17 protein-coding genes and 1 tRNA gene are annotated in these 16402 nt (G+C 59.4%); 4 read left to right on the top strand and 14 right to left on the bottom strand.

What is annotated here, in order from left to right; all coding sequences use genetic code 11:
- Positions 1–23 precede the first annotated feature (23 nt).
- The 9 genes from KF767_05615 to KF767_05575 all read right to left on the bottom strand — a co-directional run bounded on the left by KF767_05615 (position 24) and on the right by KF767_05575 (position 9619).
- Positions 24–1166 (bottom strand): catalase, encoded by a 1143-nt coding sequence (locus tag KF767_05615; GenBank protein ID MBX3017346.1) that lies wholly within the window; start codon positions 1164–1166, stop codon positions 24–26.
- Positions 1167–1254: 88 nt separating this feature from the next.
- Positions 1255–2550, bottom strand: a complete 1296-nt coding sequence (locus tag KF767_05610; protein ID MBX3017345.1) for a hypothetical protein — start codon at positions 2548–2550, stop codon at positions 1255–1257.
- Between the two features lie 410 nt (positions 2551–2960).
- Positions 2961–3037: transfer RNA gene (locus KF767_05605), tRNA-Arg, on the bottom strand.
- Between the two features lie 175 nt (positions 3038–3212).
- Positions 3213–4823, bottom strand: a complete 1611-nt coding sequence (locus KF767_05600) for a hypothetical protein (protein ID MBX3017344.1) — start codon at positions 4821–4823, stop codon at positions 3213–3215.
- Between the two features lie 163 nt (positions 4824–4986).
- Complete coding sequence (locus KF767_05595; GenBank protein ID MBX3017343.1) at positions 4987–5457, bottom strand: hypothetical protein; 471 nt, start codon at positions 5455–5457, stop codon at positions 4987–4989.
- Positions 5454–6362: an MBL fold metallo-hydrolase gene (locus tag KF767_05590; GenBank protein MBX3017342.1), complete on the bottom strand. Its 909-nt coding sequence runs from the start codon at positions 6360–6362 to the stop codon at positions 5454–5456. The genes KF767_05595 and KF767_05590 overlap by 4 nt, the downstream gene beginning before the upstream one ends.
- An 8-nt stretch (positions 6363–6370) precedes the next feature.
- Positions 6371–7354, bottom strand: coding sequence for a 1-acyl-sn-glycerol-3-phosphate acyltransferase (locus KF767_05585; protein ID MBX3017341.1), 984 nt, complete (start codon positions 7352–7354; stop codon positions 6371–6373).
- 10 nt (positions 7355–7364) lie between these two features.
- Positions 7365–8276, bottom strand: a complete 912-nt coding sequence (locus tag KF767_05580) for a phosphatidate cytidylyltransferase (GenBank protein ID MBX3017340.1) — start codon at positions 8274–8276, stop codon at positions 7365–7367.
- A gap of 5 nt (positions 8277–8281) precedes the next feature.
- Positions 8282–9619 carry a sigma-54-dependent Fis family transcriptional regulator gene (locus KF767_05575; GenBank protein ID MBX3017339.1) on the bottom strand — a complete coding sequence of 446 codons (1338 nt, stop codon included), beginning with the start codon at positions 9617–9619 and terminating at the stop codon, positions 8282–8284.
- 103 nt (positions 9620–9722) lie between these two features.
- Between KF767_05575 and serA the strand changes: the two genes are divergently transcribed.
- The 4 genes from serA to KF767_05555 all read left to right on the top strand — a co-directional run bounded on the left by serA (position 9723) and on the right by KF767_05555 (position 13646).
- Positions 9723–10931: a phosphoglycerate dehydrogenase gene (serA, locus tag KF767_05570; protein MBX3017338.1), complete on the top strand. Its 1209-nt coding sequence runs from the start codon at positions 9723–9725 to the stop codon at positions 10929–10931.
- 162 nt (positions 10932–11093) lie between these two features.
- Positions 11094–12029, top strand: a complete 936-nt coding sequence (locus KF767_05565; protein ID MBX3017337.1) for a hypothetical protein — start codon at positions 11094–11096, stop codon at positions 12027–12029.
- A 281-nt stretch (positions 12030–12310) separates the two neighbouring features.
- Positions 12311–13126 (top strand): hypothetical protein, encoded by an 816-nt coding sequence (locus KF767_05560; GenBank protein MBX3017336.1) that lies wholly within the window; start codon positions 12311–12313, stop codon positions 13124–13126.
- 7 nt (positions 13127–13133) lie between these two features.
- Positions 13134–13646 carry a hypothetical protein gene (locus tag KF767_05555; protein ID MBX3017335.1) on the top strand — a complete coding sequence of 171 codons (513 nt, stop codon included), beginning with the start codon at positions 13134–13136 and terminating at the stop codon, positions 13644–13646.
- Between the two features lie 8 nt (positions 13647–13654).
- Here KF767_05555 and KF767_05550 read toward each other — a convergent pair whose 3' ends face one another.
- The 5 genes from KF767_05550 to KF767_05530 all read right to left on the bottom strand — a co-directional run bounded on the left by KF767_05550 (position 13655) and on the right by KF767_05530 (position 16233).
- Positions 13655–14011: a PDZ domain-containing protein gene (locus KF767_05550; GenBank protein MBX3017334.1), complete on the bottom strand. Its 357-nt coding sequence runs from the start codon at positions 14009–14011 to the stop codon at positions 13655–13657.
- Between the two features lie 43 nt (positions 14012–14054).
- Positions 14055–15374 (bottom strand): FAD-binding oxidoreductase, encoded by a 1320-nt coding sequence (locus KF767_05545; protein ID MBX3017333.1) that lies wholly within the window; start codon positions 15372–15374, stop codon positions 14055–14057.
- A gap of 63 nt (positions 15375–15437) precedes the next feature.
- Positions 15438–15671, bottom strand: coding sequence for a DUF2892 domain-containing protein (locus KF767_05540; GenBank protein ID MBX3017332.1), 234 nt, complete (start codon positions 15669–15671; stop codon positions 15438–15440).
- 13 nt (positions 15672–15684) lie between these two features.
- Complete coding sequence (gene grxD / locus KF767_05535; GenBank protein ID MBX3017331.1) at positions 15685–15990, bottom strand: Grx4 family monothiol glutaredoxin; 306 nt, start codon at positions 15988–15990, stop codon at positions 15685–15687.
- 12 nt (positions 15991–16002) lie between these two features.
- Positions 16003–16233, bottom strand: a complete 231-nt coding sequence (locus KF767_05530; protein MBX3017330.1) for a BolA/IbaG family iron-sulfur metabolism protein — start codon at positions 16231–16233, stop codon at positions 16003–16005.
- Positions 16234–16402 lie beyond the last annotated feature (169 nt).

The following is a 16402-nucleotide window of genomic DNA, read 5'->3' as shown; positions in this document are numbered from 1 at the left end:
AACGGGACTTGATCTAGGTCGGGCTACCGACAGAGCGCGGCGGTTTCGCCGACGCAGGCGTTGTGGTCGCGGGGTTCGATTTGCGGCACTTGGTTTTCCTGGTGGCGCATTTTCGAGATTTCGTCGTAGACGATTTTGCGGGCGCGATTGATCTGACCCATGGGACGCAGGTCGGGGTGGGCGTTCCAAGGGTTAAAGCTCAGGTTTTCACAAAAGGCCATGCGCTCGGGTGTGTCCGATCCGGTCTGTTGAGGGATCTCGACGCGGCCGGCGACCTGCCAGGGCGAAATCTTCGCGTTCCATTCCAGCGTCGGGTTCTCGACGATGTTGGTCTGCGGATCTTTGTTCACCTGGATCAGGATATCGAAGCAGGCGCCTTCTTTGGCGAGCGCCGTGACGAGTCCTTCGCGCAGATAGTTCGGGCGGGATTTGTCGGCTTTGATCGCACGGGCCGCCGGGTTCGCGCAGGGGCGGAAGTTCATGCGCATGTTCTGCGCGCCGTACTTCGTGGGGACCGGGACGAAGTAGTCGGTGGTCAGGGGATTTTCGGGGGTGATCTGCGCGGCGCGCACGATGGAAATGTTCGTCCAGTTGCGGGCCGCGTACCATGCGAGCGAAAGCGTTCCGCCGCGCAGGGCATGGAACAAATCGAGGTAGTCTTCCGAGTCACGCGAGAAGAAACGGGGCGAGCTCATCGCGGTGATGTCGTGGTTGCCTTGGGGCGTTTGCGGCGAGTTCATGATCTTCAGCGCGAAGCCGCGGACGTCGCCGGTCTTGTCGGGATTGGCGAAACCCTTCGGGTCGCCGTTCGACAGACGTAGCCAAGCCGCTTGGGGTTTACTCTCGCCCAAGAAGCCGAAGCGCGCGTTGCGATCGAGCGTGGAGTTGTCGGTCGTGACGAAGGCTTTCACGCAGCCGTGATGTTTGGGGTGGGCGTCGCGACGAAGGGGTTCGCCGGATTTACGATTTTCCAGCGCGATGTTGCGCGTTTCTTCGGTGATCTGCCGGGCGATCTCTTCATCCTCGGCGCCCCAGACTTCGCCCTGCTCGAGCGGCGGGTTGGGAGCGTTCGCGGGCGCACGATCTGCGGCGACCGGCGGTGCGGATTTACATGAGGTCAAAACGAGCGTGGCCAGAGCGAGGAGAAGGCGTTGGGTTGTCATCATGGACCCAGTTCAGCAGACTGGGAGGCGTTTTCAAAATCTTTTCAAGTGGTGGAAAGGGGGACCGACCTAGGTCGGCGGCGGGAGAGGACTAAGCGGTGGGCATCACCAGCTGGCGAAACTTCATGACGAAGCAGGTGTTGCGCGAACGGCGATCCAGGAACAGCTCGCCGCCGTGATGCTCAAGAATTCCTTTGCAGATGCTGAGTCCCAGACCTGAACCTTTTTCCGGGCCCTTGGTCGTGAAGAAGGGCAGCATGATTTGGTCGACGATCTGGTGGGGGATTCCGGTCCCGCAGTCGGTGACGCAGATGCGGTCCTCTTTGACGTCGATGCGGATCCACGGATTTTCTCGGCCTTCGATCGCGTCGCGCGCGTTGTTCAGCAGATTCACGAGCACTTGGATGAGTTGGGTTTCGAGTCCCTGCACGACGAGCGGGTGGTGCAGGACGACGTCGACCTTGATGCCGGCTTGCTGGATTTTTTCGTGGCACAGGTCCATGGCGGTTTCGACGATGATCGTCGCGGGAACGGCCTGGAAGGGATCGTCACTGGAGTCGCGCGTGAACAGCCGCAGACCACGGATGATGCGCGCGATGCGGTCGACGGTGCGGGTGATGGCGGCGGCTTCCGCTTGCAACGAGGCCGTGTCCGCGCCGACCGAGATCTTATGCGCGAGGATCTCGGAGCGCCCCTTGATGATCGCAAGCGGGTTGTTGATTTCGTGCGCGATACCGGAGGACAGAATACCGAGGGCGGAAAACTTCGAGTGCAGCGCGGCTTCGATCCGGAGCGCGCGGATGTAACGGATGAAGACCATGATTTCGGCCATCGTGACGACGTAGACGCCGACGAAGTTCACGATTTTCGAAAGCTCCGGCGTGAGGGTCGTGTCCGTGATGGGTGGTGCGATCCGCAGTTCGGGAATAAACGACAGGCTGAAAGCGACAAGGGGAAGGCTCAAACCGTAGGCGACTTTCGCGCGCTCATTGGTTTCGTAGAACATGAGCGTGAGGAGCGCGACCGGAATGAAGAAAAAACGTACGCCGTCATCCAGGGGCGCGGAAAGCTCCGCGACGAAAACGCAGGCATTCAGGATCAACAGAAGTAGCGCTTTCGCGATCTCCTCGTGGCGACGGTAGATCAGAAAGAAGACGATCGGAAGCGTGAACACCACGTTCGCGTAGAAAAAGTAGAACGTGGGCATCAGCCCCGTGAGGTAGTCATTGAAACCGAAAACGAGCAGTGACACGACGGCCACGACGCCGATATTTCGGAGTAACGCTTGCGAAGACGAAAGCGGTTGGGCGCCGAGGCCCGGGGTGGTGGGTTTCGATGTGGTCACGACTTTCTTTTCGGTGGCCAACGCCGCGGAATCAAGCCGCATCCCGTGATGATTCGGTCATGTTCTCCGGATGAGACGAGGGAATTAAGGGGTGTTAATTTGGAGGGCGGGGGACGCTTACAATGTGAGCGTCGGTTGTCGTGGCGCGGATGTTTTCGTCTGAAACGGCTATGATTTTGGAACGTCGTTTCGAATGAAGAGGCCAATGAGTTGGTTCTTGCCGATGCTCCAATTGCTTTCGCCTAAGTCTTTTCTCATTTCCCGAAAGATCTCATCCATCGCGCCGAGCTGATCAAAACCCGAATTCTCTTCGGACGATCCTTTTCTCCATTTGCTGTAAGCGTTCACGAGGCCGGGACTTCCGTAAATCGTGATCTTCGAATTGAACTCGTAGACCCTTCATAAGAAGTCCCCATTGCGTCTGTTAAATTGAATCCGAAAACAGGAAAAAATGGCGACCCGGGTACGATTCGAACGTACGACCGCTCGCTTAGAAGGCGAGTGCTCTATCCAGCTGAGCTACCGGGCCGCGGTGACTTCCTTTTTCGCAGATGGGCGGACTTGCGTCAACGCTCGCCACGGATGACTGGAGCGTAGGGGAGCCGGGTCATTTGCGATATATGCGAGGAGGCGTGATTTACTTCCGGCGCCGGAAGTAAATCTCCCGAAAAATGGGCGTTTTACTTCCAGCGCTGGAAGTGGATTTAGAGACCTGCCGTCCGCAGACGTTTCAGGATCTCTTCGACGGCGGTTTCGAGGTCGCCGCGGTTCACTTGGTTGAAACCGCGTTTTTCGAGCTCTTCCAGAACCAAGCCGAGGGTCGCCTCATCCAGGTTCAGATCGTCCAAAGCCGCGCGCCAGTCGTCCGGAATCCGGTCCATGGCGACCAGGTTCGCGACCAAAAGCTTCAGCTCGGTCAGATAGTCGACGTCGATCGTCGGCAGTTTTACGCGGAAGCGCGAAACGAATTGGCACTCGCTCGCCCACCACTTGCCGTTGGAATCGTGCAACCGGGCCAGGTGTGAGTAGCAACCCTTCGCCGCCATCGCCTCGTCGCGCGCGAAGGCTTCCACTTCGATTTCGACTTGATCGATCACGCGCGTGCAGAACTCCTCCAGGCGCTGATCCCAGTCCGGGGACACCGACAGCTTCTTGAGTCGGCAGCGGTCCTTCAATTGCGCCTTCAGGTCCGCGACCGACGCGGGCAGGCCGATCCGGTTCACGGCCTTCGTGATGTCGCGGGTCAGCTTTTCGCCCTGTTCGCGCACGAGCTCTTCGCCGTGGATTTTCGTGAACCAGCGACCGGTCTCGACGTCCTGATCGAGCATGTCGTTCACCGAGCGCACGACCTGCGCCTGCACTTTTTTACGGATCGACGATTTGAAGAAATTCATCACGTTGTCGATCAGGCGCAGGAACCAATCTTTGATCTTGATGTTCAGCCCCGCGTAAGACGCGTTCGCCAGTGCCGGGTTCTTCGTGGTCTTCAGCGCCACCGTCGGCGCCGAGGTCAGCCCCGTGTAACCGAGGTCGATCTGGAAGCAACCGCGCGCGTAATCGAAGCGCGCCTGCCCCGGATTGATGTCGAAGTCCGAATCGTAGGAGAGCTTGATGCCCAGGATTTTCTTTGAGGCCTTCGACCACACCGTCTGGCGGTTCGAGGTCACCGTGGAGCCCGGGACGTTCAGGCACAATTCGATCGCGGCTTTTGAGCCCGACGGATTGAAGCGCAGGCTCACGTCCTCGCCGAAGTGTTTCGAAGAGCGGCGCGTGACCGAGGACTTCGTATCCAGATCCGATTCGTTGTAGTCGCCCGCGCGCTGGTCACGCGACAACCACACCGGGAAGTTCACCGCGCCGACCCGGTAGTCGAAGCCGTCGGACTTCCCCGACATCGCATCCACGTTCACCATCAGGAGCTGTTTCCAGTTCCCGTCGATGATGCCGCCGCAAGGGATCTCGCCCTTCTCGTAGGACTTGTAAGAGCTGTTCGTGATGCCGGGAATGAGCTGGCAGCTGAAGGGCAAAACGCCCTTCACGATCTTCGAGGACATTCCGAAGACGCGGCCGTAAGGGATTTTCACTTCGAAATCGAGAGAGGAAGGCAGGGCCTCCGACGACGGATTCCACTTCACTTCGCCGTCGACGGTTTTTAGCGACGCCGCCGGTTGTTTGACCGCATCCAGGTTCACGATGTCGTTCCCCGCGGCGTCTTGCAGACGAAAGCCGGGCGCGCAGGCGGTGAGCAAAAGGAGGAAAAGCGATCCCGAGATCGCCGCGAGCTTCGTGGTGGTTTTTCCCTGAGAGAGTTCCATACCGGCTTGAAATGCAGCGCCCGCGCCGGAAAGCGGGATGTCTACGCCCCCGAGCTTTCAGTACAGGGGGCCCCGTGCCACGGGTGACATTTTCGGGTCACACCCGCAACGAGATTGACGCCCGTCTCAGAATGAGACACGCGCCCCGGACGGGAAGCCGATTCTATTTTTTGCGGAATCGTTCGAGGTGTTTTTGCGCTTCGGTCTTCGACTTGTCGTCGGGGTTGGGGACCAGGCGGAGCGCCTGCTCGTTCGTCTCTTCGTTCCAGCTCGGGTGGAAGACCTGCTCGCCCTGCAAAGGTTTTCCGTCCGGCCCCGTGAGGCCGCGGTCGCGCGCATTCACGCCGCGAATGAGCATACGCAAAATTCCGCTGAGCAGGCTCAGAAACGCGCCGAACAACGCCATCTGCACGACCACCGTGAACATCATCACGGCTTTACCTTCGCGCAAAACGTCGCAGCTCGCGCCTTCATTCGCGCAGCGGAACTCCAAATTCCGCACGAGCAGCATCGCCATCAAGATACCGAGGCAGCCGCCGATGAAAAGCCCCCACTTCGCGCGGCGAACCAGCGTCGGCAGAAACTGCGGATCACGGATCATGAGCTGGAAGGGGCTGCGCGGTTGCAGGCTCACGTGCCCGCCTGAATGTGGAAACGCTCTTTCACCGCGAAGTCCGAACCCTGCGGTTGGATCTGGGCGGCGTCGCAGTAAGGATCGTGCTCGAAGTACAAATACCAAGATTCGCGCGCGGCTTGCTCCAGCAGCACGCGTTTTTCCTCGATCAGCGTCAACGGATCGAGGTCGTAGCCCATCACCCAGGCGAGGCGGACGTGCGAGCTCGTCGGGATCACGTCGCCGCAGTAGACGAGAGTTTTTCCGCCCCCCGAAACTTTGACGTACTGCTGACCTTGAGTGTGGCCATTCGAAACGAAGACCGAGACACCGGGAAGCAAATTCTCGACGTTGCCGTCCAAGATCGTCAGTACGCCCGCCTCCACCAGGGGTTCGAAGTTCGCGGGGTAGTAGGACGCGCGCTCGCGCAAATTCGGTTTACGCGCGGTCTCGAGGTTCGCGCGTTGGACATAATATTTGGCGTTCGGGAAGGTCGGCACCAGGCGGCCGTCCTTTTCCGTGGTGGCACCGCCCGAGTGGTCGAAGTGCAGATGGGTCAGGATCACGTCGGTCACGTCTTCGGGGCGCATGCCGTGGGTCGCCAAAGACTTCATCAACGAAGGCCCCGTGGTGTCGATGTTGAACATCTCTTGGAACTTGGGGCCGATCTTTTCGCCGTATTTCGCGACGTAGTCGCCACCGTTTCCGCAATCGATGACGATGCGCCGATCACCGGACTTCAAAAGCAAACCGCGCGCTTCCATGGGGATGCGATTCTTCTCGTCCGGCGGATTCGACTTTTCCCACAGCACTTTGGGGACGGTGCCGAACATCGCGCCGCCGTCCAGGCCGAACTCGCCGGTCGGGAGCGGGCAGACTTCGTAGTCGCCCAGTCGCAAAGGAGTCTTACGGATTTCCGCGCTCATATCGCACCTCAAGTTTTGGAGGAAGGTTCGTCGTCATCGAAAACGCCGCGCGACTCGCGTTCGGAGATTTCGATATCGGCATCCATATTCACCGAGGCGTCCGGATCCATGTCGAGATCGGGACCCGCCTCGAGTTCCACGTCCTGATCAAGAACGTCTTCGTCTTCATCGGCGCCCGTCGCCGGCGCATCGCCCGTGACGTCGGCGGGAGTGATGGCCGCGGCCGCCGGTTTCGGGACCGACGTGCGGGTCATCCAGTCGGGGATTTCGGTTTCGTCGAACTGTCCGGGGACGATGGACTCCACCCACCGCCGGTACTCGCGGTAAATGTCCTCGATCGGCGCGGGGGGCATGACGGGACCAACGTGGATGACGAGTTTGCCGGGCTTCGCGAAGAACGCGCCCTTCGGCCAAAGTTCGGAGTTGCCTTCGAGGTAAACGAAAAGGATGGGCGTATTCGTGCGCTCGGCGAACAGCGAAACCCCGCGTTTGAAATCGTGGATCTTGCCGTCTTTGGAGCGCGTGCCTTCGGGGAAAAGGATCAGCCACATCCGGTCGAGCTGCGTGAGGAGCTGGGTGATCAGGCGGATGGCTTCGCCGCGTTTGTCCTTGCGGTCAATGGGGATCGCGCCCAGGCAGTGCTGCGAGAAGAAGGTGAACAGCGGATTCGTGAAGAAGTAGTCCTTCGCCGCCGCGATGAAAAGATGGATCCAGTAACGGGCGGGAATGGACGCCGCGATCGAGACCGCGTCCAGGTGGCTCGCGTGATTCGAGATCAAAATCAAACGGGGATGCTTTTCGTAAAGGGGACGGTAGTCGCCTTTCACCTTCAACCGGATGTAGAAGCGGAAGGCGAGCACCTTCAAGAAGAAGGCCCAAGCGTAACGGAAACTGATCGAGACCCAGTCGATCTGACGCGTGAACAGCGGCAGGTGCTTCATGTGCGCCGGCAGCTTCGTCCACTGTTCGTTGTCGTAGTTCCAGTCCTTCACGCGCTTCGCCTCAATGACTCAAGAGGTAGGTGGTCACGTAGTAATAGATCGGCGCGACGAAGATCAAACGGTCCATGCGGTGCAGGAAATCCCCGCGGCCCAGGACGAACGCGCCGGTCACGCGGATGCCCGCGTCGCGACGAAGAACCGCCATGATCAGGTCGCCGAACATCCCGCCCACCGACGCCACGATGCCCGCCGCGAGCCAGTACTTGTCCGAATTGTCAGGCAAGAGGTTACGCATGATGAACGCCATGCCCAGGGTCAGCACCATGGACACCAAGGTCGATTCCAGTGAACGTTTGTGGTCGATGCGGTCGAAGAGTTTGATGCGTCCGACGTAACGCGAGATCGCGAGGTTCGTATTGTCGCAGAACTCGGTCAGGATCAGCAGGTACAAAAGCTGGTAAATCCCTTTTTCGAGACCCATGACCAAACCCAAATGCATGAACGACCAGCCCAAGAAAACGAACGCGAGGTTCGTCAGCGAGATGTACTGGATCATGCGTTTGTAGTTGTTCCGCAGAAGCGGCACCAGGCAGCTCACGCCGAGCACGATCATCGGCAGCAGGTTGTAAAGATCCAAACGCCCGGCGTAGATCGTCCAGCCGAGGCCCAGGATCCCCGCGTAACAGACGAGCACGAAGTAGGAGCGGTGGTACATTCCCACCAGCTGGAAGAAGATCTTCGCGCCCAGCACGGCGAGCAACGTCAGCACGATGAGCGGCCACGGTTCGGGCAGGCCCATCAGTACGAACAGGATCGGTGCGACGAACAGCCAACTCTTGATCGAGGCCCAAGAGACGACGAAATAGTGGTTCTTTTTACGCAGGAAATAAACGATCAAACCCGACACGAACAGAAGCGACAACACCCAGAGGGCGGTCTCCTGATAGACGGGGGTTCCAAGTGCTCCGGTCATGGAGCTCAGATACCATAGTCCTTCATTTTTTTATAGAAATTGCTGCGCGAGATCTGCAGGAGTTCCGCTGCCTGATCCACATCCTTGCCGGTGCGATCCAGGGCCTTCAGGAGGACCTGTTTCTCGAAAGATTCGACGAGGGATGTCAGGCCTTGCTCGAGCGGGAAATCCCCGAGCCCCGCGGGCGCACTCGCGCCACCGAGCAGGCGATCAACGTCTTCCGCACGAATGATCGGCAGCGGCGCCGTCTGCGAGAGATGTTCGATGACCCGTTTCAGCTCGCGCACGTTGCCCGGCCAGCCGTGCGCTTTCAAGCGCGTGATCGCCTCGGGAGCGAGCATCTTCAGGCCCGCCGAACGCGGCATCTTCAGAAAGTGTTTAGCGAGGATCTCGATGTCGTCCGTCCGTTCACGCAAGGGCGGCAGCTGCAAGCGGTGTGAGGTCAGGCGGAACAAAAGATCCTCGCGGAATTTTTGCTCTTTCACCATCTGCTGCAGGCTTTGGTTCGAGGCCGCGATCACGCGGACTTTCACGTGGACGGTGTCCTTCGCGCCGACCTTGCGCACTTCGCCGCTTTCCAGAAAGCGCAAGAGCTTCGCCTGCTGCGCGAGCGGCAAGGCCTCGATCTCGTCCAAGAACAGATCGCCGCCGTTCGCGGCCTCGGCGAGACCGACCTTCATTTGATCGGCGCCGGTGAAGGCCCCGCGCACGTGACCGAAGAACTCCGATTCAAAAAGATTCTCGGGGATCGCGCCGAGATTCACCGCGATCAAGGGGCGGTTGTCCTGCTGGTTCAAGATCTGCGCGATGACTTCTTTCCCGGTGCCGGTTTCGCCTTCGATCAGGATGGGGCTGGTTTCACCCGCGAGGTTCGCGATTTCGAAGCGGATCTTTTCGGCGGCCTTCGACTGCCCGATCCACTGGTGGGTTTGCGTCGAGCGGTGGCGGGATTCGCTGGAGCGTAAAGCCCACAGCGCTTCGATCTTTTCGAAGCTCGCGGTGACCTCATCCGGATGGAGCGGCTTCGCCAGGAACTTGCGGGCGCCGGCGGCCAGCGCTTTTTCCATGAGCTCGATCGTCAGGTCGCCCGACATCCCGTAAATTTCGGCGAGCGGGAAGCGTTCGCGCATCGCCGCGATGATGCCGGGGCCTTCGGCGACCTTCGAGTTCGGCGTGAGGTGCATGTCCACGAAGATCGCGTGGATCACGCCGTCTTGCGGGGCTTGCGCCAGGCTGTTCGCGCTCAGGATGTCCCAATGATCCGGCAGCAACAGACTCAAAGAGTCGTGAATGAGGTGATCGTCGTCGATGACAAGAAGGACCGGATTGAAAGTGGAGCTCATACTCTGCCCCTAACGATGGCAAAAACGAGAAGGTTTGGCGAGTCCTGCCGCAGCCTGTTGCGACAGGGCTTGTGCGGGACCTTCAGTCGGTGAACTATGGGGCATGAGCCAACCCCAGCGCATCCTCCTGCTCGAGAACATCCACCCCATCGCGAAAGAACGCCTTGTCGAAGAGGGCTTCGCGGTGGAATTGCGAACCGATTCGCCCAGCGAAGACGAGCTGAAGAAGCTCCTTCCGCAGTACGATCTCGTCGGCATTCGCTCCAAAACGGAGTTGCGCCAAGAGGTCCTCGCGAGCGCGCCGAATCTGCAGGGGATCGGCTGCTTCTGCATCGGCACCAACCAGGTCGATCTGCAGCCGGCGAAGCTGATGGGTATTCCGGTCTTCAACGCGCCTTACTCGAACACACGTTCGGTGGCCGAGCTCGTCATCGCCGAGATGATCGCGCTGTCCCGTCAGCTCGGGGATCGCAACACGCTCGCGCATCAAGGCGGCTGGATGAAGTCCGCCGAAGGCGCGCGGGAAGTGCGCGGCAAGACGCTGGGGATCGTGGGCTACGGTCACATCGGTTCGCAGGTCAGCATCATGGCCGAAGCCCTCGGCCTGCGCGTGATCTTCTACGACGTGGTGAAGAAGCTTCCGCTGGGGAACGCGACGGCCTCGCCCACGCTGTTCGAACTTCTAGAGAAATCCGATTTCGTCACGCTTCACGTCCCCGAAACGCCGCAGACCCAGCACATGATCGGCGCGGCCGAACTGCGCCGCATGCAGAAAGGCAGTTACCTGCTGAACCTTTCGCGCGGCACGGTCGTCGTCATCGAGGACCTCGTGAACGCGCTGAAAGAGGGCCACATCGCGGGCGCGGCGCTGGACGTCTTTCCGGAGGAGCCCGCCTCGAACAAAGAACGTTTCGTCAGCGCGCTCCAGGGGATCAAGAACGTGATCCTGACCCCGCACATCGGGGGTTCGACGGAAGAGGCCCAGTACGCCATCGGGCTCGAGGTCGCCGAGAGCTTCCGCAAGTTCCTGCGCGCGGGGGCGACCTCCGGCGCGGTCAACTTTCCCCACGTCGACGTGCCGCCCACGTCGGGTTCGCACCGCATTTTGAACGTGCACCGGAACGAACCCGGGGTTCTGGGCGAAATCAACTCGCTCGTGTCTAAGCATGGCGCCAACATCCTGGCCCAGCAGCTTTCGACCGATCCCCGCATCGGTTATTTGATCATGGACGTGGAAAAAGCCGAGGCGCAGGCGCTCTGTTTCGACATCGGCGGCCTGGGCCGCTCGATCAAGACCCGGATCGTTTTCTAAATCGGTAGTTTCGTCCGGAAAGAGCCCCGGGGCGTGTCCGTTTTGCCTCGGGAAAAAACTTCAAGAACTAGATCCTTACTCGAGTTGCGTCGGGCGGTCGGGGTAGACCGGGCCATCGCACGCTTCAAATCGTTTTCCAACAACGCTGAAAGGACTTTTTCGATGAAGAATTTCGTCTTGGGCCTGTCTTTGGTTTTGGCTTCCGTCTCGGCAAATGCGACCGCCACTTCGTGGGCGTCGATCAACAAAAATCTCGATGTCGTCGCGAAAGACGTCCAGAAAGATTTCGCTTACCTGACCGACCTGAGCGTGAAATTCGACGCGCGTTCGTCGGACCTCGCGGGTGACCGTTTGAAGGCGAGCCTGTCGGCTTCGACCGATCAAGCGAAATGGGGCGACAACAACGTGACCCTGGCGATCGGCGCGGGACTCGATGCGCGTACGCTCGTGGGCACCAAGCGCACGATGAAAGGTGAATTGACCGCGGGTCTGAAGACTCAGGTCATCGCGGGCGTGAAGTACGCTCTGACCAGCGTGATGGGCGAATGCTCGAACGTGAATCCGAAGCCCGAAAACTACCGCGAAATTCGCGACGTGAAAGTTTGCGAGTTCATCAGCAACGTGAACGCGGTGAACACCATCCCCGAACTGCAAGCGGCGATCACGACGGCTTACGCGGACTACGTCACTTGGGTTCCCACTTACGTGAAAGAGCAACAAGAGCTCTTGAAAGCGGAAAAAGACGAAGAGAAAAAATGGCCGCTCGAGTCGAACATCCAGTCGGCGGAAAGCGATCTGAAAAATCTGTCGAAGCTGAAAATCAGCGGCGACGTGAACAAGATCGTCCTGGCCTTGGACGCTTCGTTCAGCTTCGGCACCGATATCTCGGTGAAGTTCCAAGTCACCCTGACCGAGCAGAACGCGAAAGCGGCGCTGACCGGCGTGGGTTCGATCGACGACGAAACTTACCAAGAGTTCAAAAAGATGGGCACCGAGATCCTGACGCGCATCGAACAGAACGAGCAGCAGATGATGGAATTCGTGACCGAGCTCGCGAAAGGTTACGCGCAGTTCATCGGCGAATACATCACGAAGTAATCGCTTCCGAATCCCTGACGATTCCGTCGAAAGCCCGGCCCCCGTGCCGGGCTTTTGCGTTTCCGGCCGCCGCCGCCGCGGTTGACCCGATTCAAGGCGTTCAAACCGAGGCGTCGAACTTACGAAGATTGCGCTGGCGGTTCGACATATCGGACCGAGGCGTTTTCACGCGCCTCGCGCGCTGAATCCTTCAGGTCGTGAAAATGGCGTGGCCTCGGGGTTGCTCTAAGTCGAACCGGGGGACTTCATATATGCACCGGACTTCACGTCTCGTTTGGGGAATGCTCGTACTGCCCCTCGTTCTGGCCTTTCAAAACTGCGCCAGCCCGCAGATGGAGTTCGCCGAAGCGAAACTTGGCTCGCTCGGGGTTTGCGAAGGGGTGTCGTGTGAGCTGACCCCGCTGACCTTCAAGCCCGCGGTGACCACGATCCTGATCGCGATGGGCGATGAATCCGACGATCAGCTCGTGGTCGACGGAGCGTCCGCGCAGCTGGTGGCCGAGACGGTCGTGCGGTACAGCTCGCCGGTGCTGAATCCCAAAATCCTGCTGGTCGTCGATCGTGGCGCCGCGACGGAAGATCCCGAAGATACGCGCTACGTGCGCGACGTTCTGTTGAAGCGTTACGATGTCACGGTCGTCGACGAGCCCGCCGGCGGCATGGCCCTTCCGGACATCGAAAAATACGATTTGATTTGGCACAACAACCCGGGCGTTCCGATGAGCTCGAAAAACACGATGAACGCCTATCTCGGGTTCAAAGGCGGCGTGATTCTGCAAGGGGACGACCTGACCTACGGCAGCGGCTTCAGCATGGAGGCCTTGACCGGGCTTCGCCACATCGACAATGGGACTTCGGTCACATGCGGCGGGCGGAGCTATCATCATGACAACAACGGCGGCGAGTCCTACCGCGTGACTTTGGACGCGGGTAAAATCACCGGAGAAGTCTCCGATTTGATCGAGTTCCGCTACGGAAACGACATCGACAACTCCTCCCCCGCGCGACCCGATCTGATGATCCTCGCGTACGCCCAAGGGGGACCGAGCGCCTGCACCGAAAAACGTCCCGCGATCGTGCGTTACGAAAAAGACTGAGGTCTCGATGAAAGTGCGTTGGCGCTTCCACTTCTTACTGAGTCTGGCCGTCGGTCTTTCGCCGCTGGCCTCGTCCGCCGTCACTCCGGCCGAGGTGAAGGTCTTCGACAACGCGAGCGGCAACTGCCAGGTCTCGGTCGGCTACACCCAGGGTGCGGTGAAAAGCCGGCAAATGAACATCAACGACGTGAAGTGGCTGATGACCCAGCCGGGTGGCATCGCGATGTTCGCGGACCTGCATCCGAACATGAACAAAGATTGGCTCGATAAGCTCGTCGCTCAGAACAAGCCCTTCAATCAGGCGCAGATCGTCGCGCCGTCGGGCTCGAAGGCCTGTCGCGCGCTGGCGGAAATGGCGAAGCGGTTGAACGAGCGGGCGAAGAGCAAGCAATGGCCGGATGAGGACACCCAAGAGCTCATCATCGGCAGCCTCTCGGAAGCGAAATATCCGCCGTTGAACGGCGCCGTGAATTCGAGCGGGGGCCAGGCCCCGGCGCAAAGCTCCGGCGCCCGTCAGTAACGTCAGGTCTACTTTTTCTTTTTGGGCGCTTGGTATTCCATCTCGCGCTCTTCGACTTTGCCTTCGTGCTCGACCTTGTACTTCACTTTGCGGCCCGGCGTGATGTCGCGGAAGATCTCTTCGATTTCTTGGATGCGTTTCACGCGTTGGGCGTCGACCTCGAGAAGGACGTCGCCCTCTTCGACTTTCATGGCTTCGAAAACGCTACCGGGATCGACGTTCAAAATCCGCACGCCTTCGGTGCCGGGAACTTTGGTGTAGTCTTTGGTCTGCGCCATCGCCCGCAGGGGAAGACCCGTCGCGAGCAAAGTCACCGTCAGGATGGAGCCGATCAAAGCGCCGGCAGCGAGTGTCATCAACGACATGCGATCCTCCTTGAATCTGTCGCCCCGATTGTCCGCCCAGAGGCTATTTCAAATCAAAGACTTTGCCGGGATTCATGATGCCATCCGGATCAAAGACCGATTTGATCTGGCGCATCAGCGCGATTTCGGCCTCGGAACGGGTAAAGTTGAGGAAGGGTTTCTTGGAAAGTCCGACCCCGTGCTCCGCCGAGATGGCGCCCTCGTGTTTGCGCACGGTTTCGAACACGAGCACGTCGACCTTCTGGCACTCCTTCACGAACTCTTCTTTCGAAAGTCCATCGGGGCGCAGGATGTTGATGTGCAAATTGCCGTCGCCCAAGTGGCCGAACCAGATCACGCGCCAGGTGGGGTAGGCTTGTTTCAAAAGCAGATCGAGCTGCGTCAGGCAGGACGGCACTTCCGACGTCTTCACCGAGATGTCGTTTTTGTAGGGCGAGAACTTCGCGAGCGATTCGCTGATGTCCTCGCGGTACTTCCAGAAGGTTTTCGCCTGTTCGTTGGATTGCGAAAGCGCGCCGTCCTTGATCCAGCCCTCTTCGACGCCTTTTTCGAAAAGCTCCAGCGCGCGCGCCTCGGAGTCTTCGCCGGGGCTTTCGAATTCGGCGACCACGTAGTAAGGGCAGTTTTCGCCCAACGGATCGGGCAGGACGTGATGCTCCATCACGATGTCGAGCGCCTGGCGCGAGAACATCTCGAACGCGGTCAGGCTAAGGCCCTTTTTCAGAAGGCCGAAGACCGGCATCAATGTTTCCAGACCCGAGAGTCCCAGCAGCAGCACTTGCGCGCGGGGAGGCGTGGGGGTGAGCTTCATGGTCGCTTCGACGACGAAACCCAAGACGCCCTCGCTGCCGACGAAAAGCTGGCGCAGGTCGAAGCCGGTCGCGTTTTTGATGAGGCCTTTGTTGAGATCGAGAACCTCGCCCGCACCGGTCACGACCTTCAGTCCCAGGACCCATTCGCGGGTCATGCCATAGCGAACGACCTTAATGCCGCCCGCGTTGGTCGCGATATTGCCGCCAATTTGCGAAGAGCCGCGCGCCGCGAAATCGACGGGATACAGATACCCTTTTTCGGTCGCGAAGTTCTGCAGCTGCTCGGTGACGACGCCGGGTTCGACGACGACGGTCTGGTCGAACTCGTTGAAGTCGCGGATTTTATTCATCCGCTCGAAGCTCACGACGACTTCGTTATTGGTCGCGACGGCGGCGCCGCTGAGTCCCGTGCGTCCCCCCGAGGGGACGAGCGCGGTTTTCGTCGCGCGCGCCCACTTCACCAAGTTCACGACGTCGTCGAGCTTTTCGGGAAAGACGATCGCTTGCGCTTTGATATCGTAGTAGGTCGTCCAATCGCGGCCGTAATACATCAGGCTTTCGCGGTCGGTTTTGATTTGTTCCGGGCGCAGGAAGTCGGCGAGTGAACTCAAGGTTTAGTTCCTTCCGGTGGAGAGATCTTCGAGGTCTTCGTTGGAACGGCGCCGATCCGAGGGCGCGGTGCGGACATTCATCATGACGTAGATCGGACAAAGACCCCAGCTGGCCGAGGCGATCAGGTAAAATCCGATCCACGCCCACCACGGACCGCCCGCGGCGGCCCACAGGGTGAGCAGGAAACCGAATCCGTAACGAAGTGCCCGGTCCCAGCGGGCCAAGTTCACCTTCATGTTACCGCGGCCTTCATTTCTTCAGGAGGCCTTGCAGCTCGCCCGATTGGTACATCTCCATCATGATGTCCGATCCGCCGACGAGTTGTTTGTCGACGTAGAGCTGAGGGATCGTCGGCCAATTGCCGTAGGCTTTGATGCCTTCACGGATCTCTTGATCCTCAAGGACGTTGACGGTGTGGAAGTTGATGCCGATGTCTTGCAAGATCGCCGTCGCGCGCGCCGAGAAGCCGCACATCGGGAACTGCGCGTTGCCCTTCATGAAAAGGACGACGGGGTTTTCGTTCAAAATCTGCTCGATACGTTCTTTGGTTTCCATACGGACCTCGCTTTAGTCTTTGATTTTAGTTTTGATGGAGAGCGCGTGCACTTCGCCGGTTTTCAGTTCCGGCGCGAAGACGCTCATCACGGCCTGGTGTTGTTGCACGCGGTTTTGGCCCTTGAATGCGGAGGATTCGATCGTCACTTCCCAGTACGAACCTTGTCCGTTGAGATCGAAAACTTCAATGTTCGCGTCGGGATAAGCGGCGGTCAGGCGGGCGGTCATGCTCTCTTGGGTCATGGGGCTTTTCTAAAGGGATTGAAGGGGAATGTAAAGACGCGCGCGGACCGTGCCCCCTTTGAGCGTGCTGGCTAGTTCGTGGACAGTCCGCGGGGCCCAGACCTGAATATTTTCACATCCACCGGGACGGCCGCGGGCACGGGCTTCGCTTTAAAGGCCGTTGGAGGCC

The organism is Pseudobdellovibrionaceae bacterium, from assembly GCA_019637875.1.
Lineage (GTDB): Bacteria > Bdellovibrionota > Bdellovibrionia > Bdellovibrionales > Bdellovibrionaceae > JAHBUW01.
This window is presented reverse-complemented; position numbering and strand designations above follow the sequence as displayed.

Excerpts from the sequence above, each read along its gene's own strand:
- KF767_05540 (MBX3017332.1), bottom strand. The coding sequence starts at position 15,671 with ATGAAGGTGAACTTGGCCCGCTGGGACCGGGCACTTCGTTACGGATTC.
- grxD (MBX3017331.1), bottom strand. The coding sequence starts at position 15,990 with ATGGAAACCAAAGAACGTATCGAGCAGATTTTGAACGAAAACCCCGTC.
- KF767_05615 (MBX3017346.1), bottom strand. The coding sequence starts at position 1,166 with ATGATGACAACCCAACGCCTTCTCCTCGCTCTGGCCACGCTCGTTTTG.
- KF767_05580 (MBX3017340.1), bottom strand. The coding sequence starts at position 8,276 with ATGACCGGAGCACTTGGAACCCCCGTCTATCAGGAGACCGCCCTCTGG.
- KF767_05610 (MBX3017345.1), bottom strand. The coding sequence starts at position 2,550 with ATGCGGCTTGATTCCGCGGCGTTGGCCACCGAAAAGAAAGTCGTGACC.
- KF767_05565 (MBX3017337.1), top strand. The coding sequence starts at position 11,094 with ATGAAGAATTTCGTCTTGGGCCTGTCTTTGGTTTTGGCTTCCGTCTCG.
- KF767_05545 (MBX3017333.1), bottom strand. The coding sequence starts at position 15,374 with ATGTATTACGGCCGCGATTGGACGACCTACTACGATATCAAAGCGCAA.
- KF767_05530 (MBX3017330.1), bottom strand. The coding sequence starts at position 16,233 with ATGACCCAAGAGAGCATGACCGCCCGCCTGACCGCCGCTTATCCCGAC.
- KF767_05575 (MBX3017339.1), bottom strand. The coding sequence starts at position 9,619 with ATGAGCTCCACTTTCAATCCGGTCCTTCTTGTCATCGACGACGATCAC.
- serA (MBX3017338.1), top strand. The coding sequence starts at position 9,723 with ATGAGCCAACCCCAGCGCATCCTCCTGCTCGAGAACATCCACCCCATC.
- KF767_05600 (MBX3017344.1), bottom strand. The coding sequence starts at position 4,823 with ATGGAACTCTCTCAGGGAAAAACCACCACGAAGCTCGCGGCGATCTCG.
- KF767_05590 (MBX3017342.1), bottom strand. The coding sequence starts at position 6,362 with ATGAGCGCGGAAATCCGTAAGACTCCTTTGCGACTGGGCGACTACGAA.
- KF767_05560 (MBX3017336.1), top strand. The coding sequence starts at position 12,311 with ATGCTCGTACTGCCCCTCGTTCTGGCCTTTCAAAACTGCGCCAGCCCG.
- KF767_05555 (MBX3017335.1), top strand. The coding sequence starts at position 13,134 with ATGAAAGTGCGTTGGCGCTTCCACTTCTTACTGAGTCTGGCCGTCGGT.
- KF767_05550 (MBX3017334.1), bottom strand. The coding sequence starts at position 14,011 with ATGTCGTTGATGACACTCGCTGCCGGCGCTTTGATCGGCTCCATCCTG.